A 14,574-nucleotide genomic window follows, 5' to 3' on the forward strand; every position below is an offset into this window, starting at 1 on the left:
GGCTCTACCGGACCTCAAGGTAACACGGGCGCTACTGGTTCTACTGGACCTCAAGGTAAGACGGGCGCTACAGGTTCTACCGGACCTCATGGTAATACTGGCGCTCAAGGCAACACTGGCGCTACTGGTTCTACCGGACCTCAGGGTAATACAGGCGCTCAAGGCAACACTGGCGCTACTGGTTCTACCGGACCTCAAGGCAACACTGGCGCTATTGGTTCTACTGGACCTCAAGGTAACACGGGCGCTACCGGTTCTACTGGACCTCAAGGTAATACAGGCGCTCAAGGCAACACGGGCGCTACTGGTTCTACCGGACCTCAAGGCAACACTGGTGCCACTGGCTCTACCGGACCTCAAGGCAACACGGGGGCGGCGGGCGCTACTGGACCTCAAGGTAATACTGGTGCCCAAGGTAACACGGGGGCTCAAGGACCAACTGGTGCTACGGGCGCTACGGGCATTGGTGTTACAGGACCTACTGGACCTACTGGAACTGGCTTCCCAGTAGCAACAATTGTTGTTACAAACAACATTCAACAAACAGTCCTCCAATTTAATAACTTTATCTTTAGTACTGCAATTAACGTAAACGATATTATCTTTAACGGCACAAATACAGTTACTGTTATCAATGCTGGTATTTATGTAATTAGCGTATCCATTTCTACAACTGCGCCAGGATGTGCTCCACTTGGAGTAGGAATTTCAATTAATGGAGCAGTCGCAACTGACAACTTCTCTTCAAATCTAATAGGCGACTCACTTTCCTTTACAACAATTGAAACTTTAGCAGCTGGCACAAATCTCTCTGTCCAATCTACTCTTAACGAGATTACAATTCCTGCAACCGGAAACACTAACATCAGGCTAACTGTATTTAGAATCGCTTAAATTTCAATCTTATGTAGTTAATGACAAATAAAAAAAGAGCGAGTTCTCTCGCTCTTTTTTGTTATGTACAGTTAATTACTATTCTAATTCAATGGAAACATTTTTTTGTGGTACAAATGTAGAAATTGCATGTTTATAAATAAGCTGTTGCTTACCTTCTGTTTCCAGTAGGACTGTAAAGTTATCAAAACCTTTAATTAATCCACGAAGCTGGAAACCATTTAATAAGTACAGCGTAACGAACGTATTTTCTTTACGGAGTTGATTTAAAAACTGATCTTGAATATTGATTGATTGCTTCATGTCGAATCCTCCTCTTTTTCTCTACTTACTATTATTCGACTTTAGTTGTAACTTTCCTTCTATGTATCGTAAAATTTCTGACGTTTTTTCACCATCAGTAACATCGAACCACGCGACATCCATTTTATTACGGAACCACGTTAATTGACGTTTTGCATAACGGCGTGAATTCGTCTTTAATTGTGATACCGATTCTTCTAAAGAGACACGATTCTCAAAATAATCATATAACTCTTTATAACCAATCGCTTGAATAGATTGACACTCTCGCACTCCTCTTTCATGCAGACCTTTTACTTCCTCTAATAAACCTTGTTCAACCATTAGGTCAACACGCAAGTTAATGCGATCGTATAGCATTTCTCGATCCATTGTCAAGCCAATTAATGAAACATCGTACAGTAACTCGTTTTCTTGCTTTTCGAGCTGGTTACTCATTTTTTCACCCGTCGTGTGAAAAATTTCCAACGCCCGAATAACACGCCTTACATTATTTGCATGAATACGCTCCGCACTTTCCGGATCTACTTCTTGCAACTTTTCATGTACATATTCCACACCGTGTTCTAACGCTAACTTTTCCATCTGCTCTCGGTAAACAGCATCCCCAGCCTTATCGGTAAACTGGTAATCGAATAGAACAGATTGTATATAAAGGCCGGTTCCACCAACAATAATCGGTAATTTCCCGCGCTCTGTAATTTCTCGAATGTACTTACGAACACGTTCTTGAAATTCCGCCACAGAAAATGAATCTTCCGGATTTTTTATATCAATCATATAATGCGGAATTCCGTCCATCTCATCCGTCGTTACCTTTGCAGTCCCAATATCCATCGTACGATAAATTTGCATGGAATCACCACTAATAATCTCACCATTCAACGCTTTTGCAAGATCGATACTTAATTTCGTCTTTCCGACAGCAGTTGGCCCAATGATGACAGCAACTTTTTCACGTTGCACTTCTCCCATATCATTCAACTCTCTTTATCTAATATACTCCATCTATTGATTATACCCAATCTTACCAATTTTAACGGCATGATTGCAAGTTCTTTGAATCCAGTACATGAAATTACACATAAAAAAAGAGCATAGCTTGTCCAATTCTGCATATACATGATAAAAAATAGCTCGGAGAGGGTGCAATGACTATGAAACAAGCCACTATCGATTTTCCATTATTAATAAAAGACCTTATTTTAGCTACTGCTACAAAAGAACAAAATTGTTCACAAGAAGAATTATACTTCGCACTAAATTGTTTACTACGTTCCTTTCATTCTACTCTTCAAGAAACAGCGTTACATCCAGAAAATAAAAATACAGAGTATATGCAAACTCAATTTTGCACCGCGTATAAAATTATTACAGGTAAAACAATTTACCCTTTTCAATAATTCTTATATAAAAAAAGCGGCCGCTTAGACATTTTCAAGCAGCCGTTTTTTATTTTAATAAATTATTTTATAACTTTCACTTTAACGGATTTACGACCCCAACTATCAGCAGTGCCATCTGAACCAACTAAAACATCAATACGGTTTCCTTTAATCGCACCACCAGTATCTCCAGCAATTGCTTCTCCATATCCTTCCACCCACACTTTTGATCCGAGAGGAATTACTTTCGGATCAACAGCAATAACTTTCATATTTGGATTCGCTGTTAAATCATGCCCCATCGCAGTTAACACACGACCACCATATGTGCCATTTTCACTCGGATTAGCTGTGTAAGCTGTCGCTTCTACTGTTATTTCACGACCACCAGCAGGTGCACTTGTTTCAGTAGATTTCGTCACTGGTTTAGCTGCCGGCTTCGCTTGCGCTACTGGTTTACTTGATTCTCCACTTTTAACAGATCCTTTTCCATTAACTGCTGTATCATTTTTAGCCGGAGTTTTCTCCTTAACTGCTGTATCATTTTTAACCGCCGTTTTCACCTTAGTTGGCGCTTCAGCTTGAGCTGGAACTTCATTTCTTTCAATAACAGGTGCTGTACCTGTTAAAAATGGTACGTGAACATACGCCGCTTTCCCATCATATTCGAATTGTAACCATTCTTTTTGTACTTGATTTGTCGTTTCAATCAAGTCATCTTTTTTAAGCGTGCCAAGAATTTCTGAATCAGTATTCGCTCCAGCACGAACGTTTAATACGTTTGCTGTTACATAATAAGAACTTTTCGTAAACTCAGCACTTACAAACGCTTCTTTTCCATCTAATTTAATTTTGGACCATCCGTTTTCTGTATTTATAACATCTAATTTATTTCCACTTAACATTTTACCTACAAGCTTTGATTCTACAGTTGGGTTTTCTCTAACGTTTAATACATCTGTTGTTACAATCGTTTCCGCTTTAGCAGAACCTACAAAAATCCCAAGACCAAAAACTGCTGCTGTTGCTATACCTAATAATTTCTTCATGAATAGCCTCCATTTGCTTTGTTTTCGTGTTCTCATTATAGCAACAGTCTTTTACAGAATTTCGAAAATCACACAATTACAAAGCATTCGTAATAAACGATTAATGATTTGTAACATAAATTCCCATATTAAAGAATTGTATTTCTACCATAATTATCAAGGGTTTTCATATATTTACCATAAGATAGTATAAGAATTTTTTTCCAGAAAAAATTACAGTATTACTTTTTTGTTACAAAAAAATCACTTTTCATTACATCTTTTACCAAAATCCATCATAATCCAATTATTAAATTACTTTTTTGTAACGAAAAAGGAACAGCTCCTATTAGCTGTCCCTTTTTATCTTTTATTTAACTCTCTTCTTCCAAACACCTATCATAATAGCTGAAACAATCGTCCCTATTAATATAGAGAAAATATATAGCAACGGTTTATTTACTAATGCTATAACAAATAACCCACCATGTGGTGCCGGTAATGTAATTTGGAATAACATAGATAACGCACCGGCAATACTTGAACCAACAACACAACTTACAATTACTCGAACCGGATCTGCAGCTGCAAATGGAATCGCACCTTCTGTAATAAACGACGCTCCCATTATATAATTTGTTAAACCAGATTTACGCTCCGTTTCTGTAAACTTCGTTTTAAAGAATGTAGTTGCTAATGCAATTGCTAATGGCGGTACCATACCACCAGCCATAACAGCGGAGTGCACTCCAAAATTCTTTGCTTCTATTGCAGCAATACCAAATGTAAATGCAGCTTTATTAATTGGACCACCCATATCAATTGCCATCATACCACCTAAAATAAGACCTAATAATATAGCATTCGTACCACTCAAACCATTTAACCATCCTGTTAACATTTCATTTAATGCTACTACAGGTGGATTTACTACTTTTTGCATAACAACTCCTGTAATCAACAATCCCAAGACTGGATATAACAAAACAGGTTTAATTCCTTCTAACTGTACTGGTAATCCTGAAAATAATCTTTTCAACCCTAAAACAACATATCCAGCTAAGAAACCAGCGATTAATCCACCTAAAAATCCAGCATTCGCTTGTGCTGCTAAAAACCCACCTACAACACCAGGCATAAAACCAGGACGATCAGCAATAGAACTCGCAATAAATCCAGCTAAAATTGGTACAAGGAATAAAAATGCACCTGTTTTTCCTCCACCAATAGACATTAGCAATTCAGCTAAAGGTCCTTCTGCCTTTATACCACCAACCCAAAACGCTAGCGCAATTAAAATCCCGCCACCAACAACGAATGGAAGCATATTACTTACACCGCTCATTAAATGCTTATAAATTCCTAGCCCTTTTTCTTTCTCTACATTTTCTGGCTTCCCATTCTCTTTTGCACCTTTAAAGATTGGTGCATCTTGTTTTACAGCTCGATTAAGAAGGATTTCAGTTTTTCTAATACCATCAGCGACTGGCACTTGAATGACATGCTTTCCAGCAAAACGGTTCATTTCTACTTGTTTATCTGCCGCAACAATAATCGCTGTTGCGCGTTCAATATCCTCTTTCGTTAAACCGTTCTTTATACCTGTTGATCCGTTCGTTTCAACTTTAATCGCAATCCCTAACTCTGCTGCTTTTGCTTTTAAACTATCAGCAGCCATATATGTGTGAGCGATACCAGTCGGACAAGCTGTAACAGCTAATACGTATGGTTCATTCCCTTCTGGTTTTGCAACTTCAATTTCAGCTTCTTCTTTTTCATTCTCTTTTTCATCAAATAAACGAAGAAGTTCCTCTTCATCCTTTGCTTCTAATAATTGTTTACGAAAACCTTCATCCATTAACAATGTAGATAGACGAGACAACGTTTCTAAATGCGTATTATTTGCCCCTTCACTCGCAGCAATCATAAAGAATAAATGAGCAGGCTGTCCATCAAGCGATTCATAGTTGATACCGCTTACACTTCTACCAAAACAAATCGCTGGTTGCTTAACAGCTTTCGTCTTTGCATGAGGTATAGCAATACCTTCACCAATTCCAGTTGTGCTTTGTGATTCTCTCTTTAAAATAGATTCTTTAAATTCAGCTTTATTATTTAAACGATTCGCACCATTTAATTTCTCAACTAATTCATCTATAACAGCTTCTTTATTTGAAGCTGTCAAATTCATAATGACTATATCCCTTTTTAATAGTTCTGTAATTTTCATATGTTACTTCCCCCTATCGCTTAGCTACAATTACTTGCGACAATAATTCTTCTACTTTTTCCTTTGTACATAAATCCGCCGAAAATGCTGTTGCACTCCCTGTTGCAACACCATATTGAAATGCCTTTTCAATATTTTTTGTCTGCTCATATTTACCTACAAACCCTGCAACAAGGGAATCTCCTGCCCCAACTGAATTTATTACAACACCTTTTGGAACAGTTGCTTCATATATACCTTCTGCCGTAAATAATAAAGCTCCATCTCCTGCCATTGATACTATAACGTGCTCTACACCTTGTTCGATTAATTTTCTTCCATATGGTAAAATGTCTTCTACTGTTGAAAGCTCCACTCCGAATAACTCACCAAGTTCATGATGATTTGGCTTTATTAAAAATGGCTTATTTTTAGTTACATGCTGCAGTGCACTTCCACTTGCATCTACTACTACTCGAATACCTTTTTCGGCTCCAAACGCTGCGATTTTCTCATAAAAGGTATTTGGAATAGAAGCTGGTACACTTCCAGCTAGTACAACACAATCTCCAGATTGCATACTTTCAATTTTTTTCATCAATTGTTCAAATTGCTCATTTGTCACAATAGGACCCTGTCCATTTAACTCTGTTTCTTCTTGCCCTTTTACTTTCACATTAATTCGGGACTCTCCACCTACTTGGACGAAGTTTGTTGTTACACCTTCATCATGTAATACATCTTTAATAAATTGACCGGTAAATCCACCCGTAAATCCAAGCGCTACATTTTCGACACCTAAACGATGAAGAACGCGAGAAACATTAATCCCTTTTCCTCCAGGAAACTTCATATCTTTCTCTGCTCGATTTACTGTTCCTAAATCGAAAGAATTAACTTGTACTACATAATCAATAGATGGGTTTAAAGTAACTGTATAGATCATTGTTTATCAGCCTCAATTACATTGGTTTGTCTTTTATATTTTTCTAAATCAATTTCTAAATGATTGGTAATAATGCTCGCCTCTTCAACATTTGCAATTTTTGCAAATGCAACTTCAGAAAACTTACTTTCATCAATTAAAAAATAACCTTCGTTTGCTAATGTTAATGCCATTTGTTTCAAGAGTGCTTCTTCTGGATCTGGTGTTGTAAAACCAAGCTGTTCATGTACACCATTCGCTCCTAAAAAACATTTATCAAAGCGATATTTCTGCATACTTTCCTGCGCCATAGCACCAATTAAGGCTTTCGTCCTACTCTTCATCATTCCGCCTAGTAAATACGCACGAATATTATTTTCAACTAAAGCTTCAATATGCATAAGTCCATTCGTAACGACAGTAACATCTTTATTTATTAAAAATGGAATCATTTCAAATGTTGTACTTCCTGCATCTACATAAATGCAATCACCTTGTTCAACAAAGGTGGCCGCAAACTTTGCAATTTGTTGCTTTATATGAATGTTTTTGGATGATTTTTCAATCATTGTTGGCTCCTGTCCTTTTCCTGTTAAAACAGCGGCACCACCATGAACTCTTTTTAATAACCTTTGTTTTTCCAATTGCGCTAAATCACGACGAATTGTCGATTCAGAGCTTTCTGTTCTTTCAACTAATTGCTGCAATTTAACAACTTTTTGTTCTTTTACAAGTTGCAATATCATTTGATGACGTTCAGGAGTTAACATTTTCTTCACCTCTACTTTGATTACAGTATAATGAAAACGATCACAAAAATCAATCAAAATCAATCAAAAATAATCACAAACATTCATAAACATTTATAAATAACAAAAAAGAAACCTATTTGATACAACAATCAAATAGGTTTCTTCTCTCGATTCACTTATAAAGAAGCTTTATATATATTTAGAACATCATCTTTATTTAACTTTTTAAAGTTACCGAATTCACCATAAGCCATCGCTTTATCCGCCATTAAGTCAATTTCACTTTCTCTAATAGCGTAATCAGCTAATGTTACTGGCGCTTCAATTGAAGTCCAAAATTGACGTAACGCCTCAATTCCCTCTAATGCAACCTCTTTATCTGTCTTCCCATCTGTTTCTACATCGAATACACGAATAGCGAACTGTTTAAAGCGACTCACATTTTCATCTATAACATGCTTCATCCAATTTGGGAATAGAATTGCAAGGCCACCTCCGTGCGGTATATCATGAACAGCAGAAACTGCATGCTCAATATTATGAGTTGCCCAATCCCCTCTTACTCCCATCGCTAAAATGCCGTTTAGCGCCATCGTTCCACAATATAAAATTGTTTCCCTATGCTCATAATTTTCTAGATCACTTAAAAGCTTAGGTGCTGTTTCAATTACTGTTCTTAAAACAGATTCACAATAACGATCTTGTAGTTCTGTATTTGTTCCATGATGGAAATATTGTTCTAATACGTGCGACATAATATCGACCATACCGTAAATTGTTTGATCTTTCGGTACAGACGCAGTATGAACTGGATCTAAGATCGAAAACTGCGGGAAGGTAACCGGGCTACCCCAGCCGTATTTTTCATTCGTTTCCCAGTTTGTAATTACAGATCCTGCATTCATTTCAGAGCCAGTTGCCGCAAGAGTGAGTACAGTACCAAACGGTAGCGCCTCACTAGCAAATGATTTTTTCGTTACAATATCCCATACATCTCCATCATATTTACTACCAGCAGCAATCGCTTTCGTACAGTCAATTACACTTCCTCCACCAACTGCTAAAATAAAGTCGATTCCATTATCTTTACAAATTTGAACCCCTTTCTTTACAGTTGATACACGAGGATTCGGTTCAACACCTGTCAACTCAAACACTTCCGCATTTCTATCCTTTAAAATAGAAATTACATTATCATAAATACCGTTTCTTTTAATACTGCCTCCTCCATATACGAGAAGAACTTTTTTACCGAACTGTAGAATTTCAGTTTTTAACTGCTCCAATTGTCCTTTACCAAAAATAAGTTTTGCTGGATTACGAAATACAAAATTTTGCATATACCTTTACCATCCCTTCCATATAAAAAGCAACTATACTTTTGTATACCACACTTTTTTAATTTCACAAACAAATTTGCTTAACAAAAAAATCCCAGCCTTTAGGCTGAGATTTTTTATTGATAATAAGGTGAGATCATTAAGTAAACAATAACACCAGATAAACTCACATATAACCAAATCGGCATCGTCCAACGTACAATTTTACGGTGACGTGTTAATTGATTCGTAAAACCAAATACGAGTGCGAACAATGCAAGTGGTACAATAATTGCCGCAAGGATAATATGTGTAATTAAAATGATGAAATACACGTATTTAATGAAACCTTCTCCACCGAAATGCGTTGCCGGTGCCAAGTAATGATACGATAAATATGACACACAAAATAATAAAGTCGTTGTAAATGCCGCAAGAATAAAACCGCGATGCATCTTTACATTCTTTTTAATAATAGAAAATAAAGCTGCTAATAAAAATACAAACGTAAAACTATTAAAAATTGCATTTAACATTGGTAAGATAGTTACATCAAAATGTACTTCTCCTTCATAGCCAACAGGTCCAAAGAACAAAAATAAAATAATCGCATTTACAATTACAGAAAGCGTTATCACAATAGGAGCATAGCTTTTCTGATTTGTTGATTGATCCACCAAATTGGTCACTCCTCTTCATTCAAATATGTATAATTAACCTCACTATTTTAACATATTATTCACGTTGTAAATGTGACAATAGTTTGACACAGTAAGACGGTGCAAAGAAAAAATCCTTCTTAACAATACTTCTTAAGAAGGATTTTATCGCTTTATTATTCAAATAGCAATGCGATTAGTTTTTATTAAAAAACGTATTGCTATACGCTTGATATATTTCAGACACTTGATATCCCATTAATGAAATTGCTGTTAATGAAAAGAAACCAATCATAAGAAATCGAAACCACATATAAATCTCCTCCTTGTATTTAGCTTAAAAAGCGTTGGCTACATAACAAGTTGGATGGCATTCTTCTTCATCACTTTCCTTCTTCTTCACAATCGCCGTTATAAAACGAATCATAAAGGATATAACAAAAGGAATTTGTTTATCATTTATATTGGCATAGTTTAGCAACGGCTCTCGTTGCAAATCGAACGGGGATGAGAAGGAATAGAACATACCTTGCTCTTCCATATATACGATTACAATTTTCATACAGAATACTATCCCAAGAAACGAAACAATATCTTGCCAATCCGTCGTATATAGCAAATTATAAAGCTCCAATACGTACTCTTCCATCATCATCCCCCCTTCCTTTTTTACCATTTTGCTCGCCTTCGTATAAAAAGTCAAGAAAAAAATTTATATTCACTATGACAATAGTAATTACTTGTTTCTATGTTTATATATGATTCTTTTATAGCAATGATTGGGTGTAACTCTCTTCCAAAACAATAAATTAGAATCGAACGGATTCTTCATTTCTACTTTTAGGTTTCAAAACTGTGCTATTTTTATTTCTATTTCACATCCATATCTAAATTATGAAGAGATTCTTCTCCATTTCTTAAATAGCTATTTACGAGACTTAAAAGCAATTTACCACCAACTAACATTGCACGTTCATCAAAATCAAATTGAGGATGATGATGTGGATATGTTGCTCCTATTTCTTCATTACCCGCACCTGTGAAGAAAAATGCTCCTGGAACATGTTCTAAGTAGTATGCAAAATCTTCTCCACCCATAATTGGTGGAACCTCTAATACACGCTCTCTTCCAAAATCACGCTCTGCAATTTTCATAAAACGATTCGTTTCATCCAAATGATTAATTAATATTGGATATCCACGTTTGTATTGAATATCCACTTCCGCATGGAGTGAATGACAGATTCCCTCTACAATTCGTTTGAATTCTTCTTCTATAAAATCTCTTATTTCAGGATCTAACGTTCGAATTGTTCCTGTTAGTGTTGCTGTATCCGCAATAATATTATCCGCCTGACCAGCGTGGAATGTACCGACTGTTAACACGGCAGATTGAACTGGATCTATTTTTCGACTCACTAAAAGTTGCAATTGATTAATAACTTGTGTCGCTACAATAATTGCATCTACAGTATGATGCGGCATACCTCCGTGACCGCCTCGCCCTTGAATCTTCACTTCAAAAGTATCCGCTGCTGCCATCATCGCTCCAGCCTTCGCACCAACAATTCCTAAGGGCATTTGAGAAGATAAATGTGTACCAAAGACAACATCTACCCCTTCTAAACAACCGTCCTCAATCATAGCAATTGCCCCGCCAGGTTCTTTCTCTTCTGCATGTTGATGTATAAGTACTATTTTTCCAGAAAGCTGGTCTCGGTTATCACTTAATACTTTCGCAACTCCTAAAAGTGTTGCCGTATGCCCATCATGCCCACAAGCATGCATGACGCCAGGAATTTTTGATTTATATGAAACTTGTTTTTCATCTTGAATAGGTAGCGCATCAAAATCAGCACGTAACGCTATCGTCTTCCCAGGTCTTCCACCTTCAATTACGCCGATTACCCCTCTTCCACCTACATCTGTTTTCACATCAATATGAAAACTTTTTAAGATTCCAGCTATTTTTTTTGGTGTTTCTATTTCTTGAAACGATAGCTCTGGGTATTGATGAAAATCTCTTCGCCACGAAACCATTTGGTTATATAAACTTTCCAATTCTTTATGCCATGTTTCTATCATAGAAATTCCCCTTTCTTTTTAACACTTTAAATAAAAAGTACACAATATTCTGGTTTTAATCAATAGAAAAAGAACTTTCTATTAAAAGTTCTCTTCTTTTCAAACATGTTAAACGCCCTATTCTAATTACTATTTTGCTTCAATACAAAAACTGAAAGTTCCGGTACACTCCAAAATCTTACAGGCATTCGAGTCGTCCCAATACCTCGATTTACATATAAATGTAACGGCTTACTCGTTCCTTCTAATTCATACATTCCTTCAACATACTTCTCTGCTAATTTTGTGGTAATTAAAGGGCCCACAAAGGGAATTTGAACTTGTCCTCCATGACTATGTCCTGACATTTGAAAATCAACTGGATAATGAGCTACTTTGTCTACAACATCAGGCTCATGCACTAATAGCATATTGAAATCTTGTTGTCTTAAGTTTTTTAAAGTCGAGTCTATTTGTGGTTTTCCTAATAAGAAATCATCCAAACCTGATATTGTAATATACTTGCCATTTTCCACTTTAATTTTCTGCACTTCATTTACTAAAACAGAAAAACCAGCCTCCTCCATGTACTTTTTGTAAAATAAACTACCACCCCCACCTCTATCATGATTCCCAAACACAGCATATTTCCCTAGGGGAGCATGAATTTTCTGCAAAATCCCTTTCGCTTCTTCTCTTTCCGCATTATAAGATCCAAACTTATCTATTAAATCTCCTGTAAAAACTACTATATCTGGATGTAAATCATTCATCTTCTCCACCAAATTTTCTAGTTGTTTCAATGTAAACTCTGGCCCTAAATGTACATCTGAGAATTGCAATATTTTTTTGTTATTAAACTCTTTAGGAATCGTAGGAGCTTCTATTTCATTCCACGTAACTGTTACTAGTTTTCTTTCTATTTCTGCCGCATAGAAATACAAGCTTACTGGAATCATTAATATACTTATGAAACTAATAATAAGTTTCTTTAAGATTGATTTTTTTTTCTCTTTTTTTACATGATGCGTATTCACGTTTTCACCTCTAGATGTAGTTTAAAACCTTTTTGTTACATTGATGTGACAATATGAAAAAATGTTAAGCTACACTCGATTTTATCCCCATATAAATTTGACAAATTTATACACATTCCATAACATATTTTTATAATACATAGATTTTTAAAAATGTTTCTTCTATTCGTTCCATCACAATATTTATGGAGGGGTTATTCATGTCTGTATGTACACCAGAAGAGATTACTGAACTTGCTGCTAATTCCGGAAGAAAAAAAGCTCATTTATCCTTACTCCCTATGCTAATTCTCGGATTTTTCGGTGGTGCTTTTATAGCATTAGGATATTTACTCGATATTCATGTTATTGGGACAATGCCAAAATCTTGGGGATCATTTACTAGTTTTTTAGGTGCTGCTGTCTTCCCTATCGGTCTTATACTCGTTATTCTTGCGGGCGGCGAATTAGTAACCGGAAACATGATGACAGTTTCAATGGCTTGGCTTCACAAAAAAATCACCTTATTTCACTTAATACGAAATTTAGTTATTGTTACGTTTAGCAATTTCATAGGCGCTGTATTCGTTGCTTATTTTTTCGGTCACATCGTCGGCTTAACAGAGGGAGCTTTTCTAGCGAAAACAGTATCTATTGCACAAGCTAAACTACAAGATACACCACTGCAAGCCTTCATTTCTGCAATTGGATGTAATTGGCTCGTTTCTTTAGCTGTTTGGCTTAGTATGGGAAGTAAAGAATTTATCGGAAAGATTATCGGTATTTGGTTCCCAGTTATGACATTCGTTGCTATTGGCTTTCAGCACGTTGTAGCCAATATGTTTGTCCTTCCAGCTGCCATTTTTGCTGGTCATTTAACTTGGGCTGAATATTTTCCAAATTTCATTTTTGTTTTCTTTGGCAATTTAGTAGGAGGTATGTTATTTGTAGCATTACCTTATTTCATATCTTATAATAAGAAACTATCTTCCACTACAGAGAAGACTGAAATAAAGAACAAATCTGTGTCCGCTTAAATTGAATGTCTATAAAGTGATCCTAAAAAATATTACAAATTTCATTTTTTTCGTGAATATATCTACGTACACTTGTTCTCGAATGTTTTATACGTTATAATAACAACTTAAATAGCATTATTTACATATGAGGTGAAAAACATGAATAAAACAGAATTAATTAAAAGCGTAGCACAAAATGCTGAGATTTCTCAAAAAGAAGCTACTGTAGTTTTACAAACTGTAGTAGAATCAATCACTAACACTTTAGCTGCTGGTGAAAAAGTACAACTTATCGGATTCGGTACATTCGAAGTTCGCGAAAGAGCTGCTCGTACAGGCCGTAACCCACAAACTGGTGAAGAAATGCAAATTGCAGCTTCTAAAGTACCTGCTTTCAAAGCTGGTAAAGAACTAAAAGAAGCTGTAAAATAATGAAAAAATAGCCTTCTCATTTATGAGGAGGCTATTTTTTTCATTACATAATTAATAAAAATCTGACCATTATGCTGCTTATTTTGTTCCTTTATGCAAATATAATCTACCCTTTCAAAGAATGGTTTTGCTGTAATACTGGCCTCTGTATATATATCTCTATGCTGCAAGTTCACTGCTTCTTTTTCTAACTTCTGTAGTATGTAAGAAGCTATTCCTTTTCCTTGATAATCTTTATGCGTAAATAAACGATCTACGTAATGTTCCTCATTATAATCCCCAAATCCTACTATCACACCTTTATAATCAGCAACGTAACAAATATTCTCTTCTAAAGACTGTAGCCATCTCTCTCTATCTAGTCGCTCTGGAGCCCATGCCTGTAACTGTAACAAGTTATAATCTTTTACATTAACCGTATGAACCGTTTCATAGAATAATTGCAATACTTGTTCTAAATCCTCTTTCTGAAATGTTCTAATTATAATATCTTTAAACATATATAAATCTCCTCATCAAGCTATCACTTCTATTTCTGCTATATTATATCTTTTTTCTTTCTATACGAA

Annotated in this window: 16 protein-coding genes; 4 read left to right on the forward strand and 12 right to left on the reverse strand. The window is 35.9% G+C overall.

The window, feature by feature from the left end; translation table 11 throughout:
• The coding region (locus MR071_RS22290; protein WP_242238038.1) for a Gly-Xaa-Xaa repeat protein at positions 1–894 on the forward strand (894 nt) is incomplete at its 5' end.
• Positions 895–972: 78 nt separating this feature from the next.
• Here MR071_RS22290 and hfq read toward each other — a convergent pair.
• Positions 973–1,197: an RNA chaperone Hfq gene (gene hfq, locus MR071_RS22295; protein ID WP_000813896.1), complete on the reverse strand. Its 225-nt coding sequence runs from the start codon at positions 1,195–1,197 to the stop codon at positions 973–975.
• Between the two features lie 21 nt (positions 1,198–1,218).
• A complete protein-coding gene (gene miaA, locus MR071_RS22300) occupies positions 1,219–2,172 on the reverse strand; it encodes a tRNA (adenosine(37)-N6)-dimethylallyltransferase MiaA (protein WP_105585360.1) in 954 nt (317 codons plus the stop codon).
• Between the two features lie 182 nt (positions 2,173–2,354).
• Here miaA and MR071_RS22305 point away from each other — a divergent pair, with 182 nt between their 5' ends.
• Positions 2,355–2,600, forward strand: coding sequence for a hypothetical protein (locus MR071_RS22305; RefSeq protein ID WP_002199601.1), 246 nt, complete (start codon positions 2,355–2,357; stop codon positions 2,598–2,600).
• 62 nt (positions 2,601–2,662) lie between these two features.
• Here MR071_RS22305 and entD read toward each other — a convergent pair whose 3' ends face one another.
• The 9 genes from entD to MR071_RS22350 all read right to left on the reverse strand — a co-directional run bounded on the left by entD (position 2,663) and on the right by MR071_RS22350 (position 12,575).
• Positions 2,663–3,631: a cell wall-binding protein EntD gene (gene entD / locus MR071_RS22310; RefSeq protein ID WP_242238040.1), complete on the reverse strand. Its 969-nt coding sequence runs from the start codon at positions 3,629–3,631 to the stop codon at positions 2,663–2,665.
• 349 nt (positions 3,632–3,980) lie between these two features.
• Complete coding sequence (locus MR071_RS22315; protein WP_242238042.1) at positions 3,981–5,840, reverse strand: PTS fructose transporter subunit IIABC; 1,860 nt, start codon at positions 5,838–5,840, stop codon at positions 3,981–3,983.
• 13 nt (positions 5,841–5,853) lie between these two features.
• Entirely contained in the window at positions 5,854–6,765 is a 912-nt protein-coding gene (gene pfkB, locus MR071_RS22320) for a 1-phosphofructokinase (protein WP_242238043.1), read from the reverse strand.
• On the reverse strand, positions 6,762–7,514 hold the full coding sequence (locus MR071_RS22325; protein ID WP_105585364.1) for a DeoR/GlpR family DNA-binding transcription regulator: 753 nt from the start codon (positions 7,512–7,514) through the stop codon (positions 6,762–6,764). Before MR071_RS22325 ends, pfkB begins: the two co-directional genes overlap by 4 nt.
• A 158-nt stretch (positions 7,515–7,672) precedes the next feature.
• A complete protein-coding gene (locus tag MR071_RS22330; protein ID WP_242238044.1) occupies positions 7,673–8,836 on the reverse strand; it encodes an iron-containing alcohol dehydrogenase in 1,164 nt (387 codons plus the stop codon).
• Positions 8,837–8,952: 116 nt separating this feature from the next.
• The gene (locus MR071_RS22335; protein ID WP_000228315.1) at positions 8,953–9,495 is read right to left on the reverse strand and encodes a DUF420 domain-containing protein; all 543 of its coding nucleotides are present in this window, start codon (positions 9,493–9,495) and stop codon (positions 8,953–8,955) included.
• Between the two features lie 316 nt (positions 9,496–9,811).
• Positions 9,812–10,150, reverse strand: coding sequence for a hypothetical protein (locus MR071_RS22340; protein WP_142395805.1), 339 nt, complete (start codon positions 10,148–10,150; stop codon positions 9,812–9,814).
• Positions 10,151–10,344: 194 nt separating this feature from the next.
• Positions 10,345–11,559: an amidohydrolase gene (locus tag MR071_RS22345; protein WP_242238045.1), complete on the reverse strand. Its 1,215-nt coding sequence runs from the start codon at positions 11,557–11,559 to the stop codon at positions 10,345–10,347.
• A 122-nt stretch (positions 11,560–11,681) separates the two neighbouring features.
• Entirely contained in the window at positions 11,682–12,575 is an 894-nt protein-coding gene (locus MR071_RS22350; RefSeq protein ID WP_105585368.1) for a metallophosphoesterase, read from the reverse strand.
• A 200-nt stretch (positions 12,576–12,775) separates the two neighbouring features.
• Here MR071_RS22350 and MR071_RS22355 point away from each other — a divergent pair, with 200 nt between their 5' ends.
• Both MR071_RS22355 and MR071_RS22360 read left to right on the forward strand, forming a co-directional pair.
• Positions 12,776–13,591 (forward strand): formate/nitrite transporter family protein, encoded by an 816-nt coding sequence (locus tag MR071_RS22355; RefSeq protein ID WP_105585369.1) that lies wholly within the window; start codon positions 12,776–12,778, stop codon positions 13,589–13,591.
• Positions 13,592–13,732: 141 nt separating this feature from the next.
• A complete protein-coding gene (locus MR071_RS22360; protein WP_001043913.1) occupies positions 13,733–14,005 on the forward strand; it encodes an HU family DNA-binding protein in 273 nt (90 codons plus the stop codon).
• Between the two features lie 20 nt (positions 14,006–14,025).
• Here the strand turns inward: MR071_RS22360 and MR071_RS22365 are convergent, their stop codons facing one another.
• Positions 14,026–14,505 carry a GNAT family N-acetyltransferase gene (locus MR071_RS22365; protein ID WP_242238046.1) on the reverse strand — a complete coding sequence of 160 codons (480 nt, stop codon included), beginning with the start codon at positions 14,503–14,505 and terminating at the stop codon, positions 14,026–14,028.
• Positions 14,506–14,574: the final 69 nt, after the last annotated feature.

The sequence above is a fragment of the Bacillus cereus group sp. BfR-BA-01316 genome (genome assembly GCF_022664195.1).
Taxonomy (GTDB): domain Bacteria; phylum Bacillota; class Bacilli; order Bacillales; family Bacillaceae_G; genus Bacillus_A.